At 62.9% G+C, this 1,373-nt stretch carries 1 protein-coding gene; it reads left to right on the top strand.

Annotation, left to right across the window (positions count from 1 at the left end; translation table 11 throughout):
* The first annotated feature begins 256 nt into the window (after window positions 1-256).
* Window positions 257-1,174 carry a hypothetical protein gene (locus tag NQ038_RS15130; RefSeq protein ID WP_257062986.1) on the top strand — a complete coding sequence of 306 codons (918 nt, stop codon included), beginning with the start codon at window positions 257-259 and terminating at the stop codon, window positions 1,172-1,174.
* Window positions 1,175-1,373 lie beyond the last annotated feature (199 nt).

A 1,373-nucleotide genomic window follows, 5' to 3' on the forward strand; every position in this document is an offset into this window, starting at 1 on the left:
GTCTTGTGTGGGCTTGTAGTCACGGGTCATGAGTCCACGTGACCATGGGTATGGTCATGATGTGGTGAGACATGGTGGTCATGATGTTGTGAGACATCTGTGGTCACGATGTCCCGAGACTTCACAGTGGATTTCTTCTCCAAGAATCTGCATGAACCGGCCAGTCGATGAAGCGTAGGCATGACGAGTGTGAATTAGCCTATTAAAGCTATTCAACATCATTTACACTCACTAAATGTTTAATGATTACAAATACATGAGTTTGCCAACGCTTCTGCTTGCCTCCGATGTCCGCGCCCTGACCGGTCGGCAGCCCCGCGACGGAACCGGGGGCTTGCGGCTGGTCATCCCCGGGATCTGGGCTCGCGAGGACATCCGCGAGTCAGTGCTGTGCCCCGCCTACGGACCCGGGGATTCCAGCTGGTTGCGCATCCGCGAGCGCGTTGCCGCCCTGCAACTGCTGTTCCCAGACGCCCTAGCCGGCGGGACCTCGGCCGCGTATCTGCTGGGATTCCCCCTACCCTGCCCGCCCGTAGACCTCGAAGTCACGCGGCCGGCCGGCGCGAGCATCATCAAGCGCCGCGGCGTCGTCGCCCTGCGCAGCCAGCGGCACCGCGCGCAGGGGGAGCTCACGGCCGGCGTCACGGTGCAGAGCCTCGCGTACCTGGTCCTGGAACTCGCCGGGCGCCTCGCCGAGGAGGCCCTGGTCTACGTCCTCGACGCACTGCTGGGCCCATGGAACGGACCCAGGGCCTGTTCGAAGGAAGAGCTCGCGGACTTCGTCGCGCAGACCGCCGGGTTCCGCGGGCGGCGCCGACTGCTACGGGCTTTGAAGCGCGCACACGAGGGCGTCGGTTCACCGCGGGAGACCCGGTCGCGCCTGGACATCATCGCCGCTGGGCTGCCCGAACCGCTGGTCGGCCATGCGGTCGACGTACCCGGGCTGGGCATGGTCCATCCGGACATGAGCTATCCGGGGATCAAGGTGGCGATCGAATACGAGGGCGGGCACCATTTCTGGGACGACGAGCAGTTCGAGTACGACATCCGCCGCTATCTGGCCCTGCAGAAGGCCGGCAGGCTGGTCATCCGGGTGAGCAAGCACAGCGGCCTGGACTGGGCGCTGAATGAGGTGAAGCAGGCGATTGCGGAGCGGGCGCGGGAGCTTTACTAAGGATGATTCCCACTCGGTGCGCGCACACTGCATCCACTGGCCGGTTCATGCAGCTGGAGACCGGGAGAGACGGCTGTGAAGTCTCGGGACATCGTGACCACAGATGTCTCACAACATCATGACCACCATGTCTCACCACATCATGACCATACCCATGGTCACGTGGACTCATGACCCGTGACTACAAGCCCACACAAGA

Source organism: Brevibacterium sp. 50QC2O2, assembly GCF_024580675.1.
In the GTDB taxonomy this organism is placed as follows: Bacteria; Actinomycetota; Actinomycetes; order Actinomycetales; family Brevibacteriaceae; genus Brevibacterium; species Brevibacterium moorei.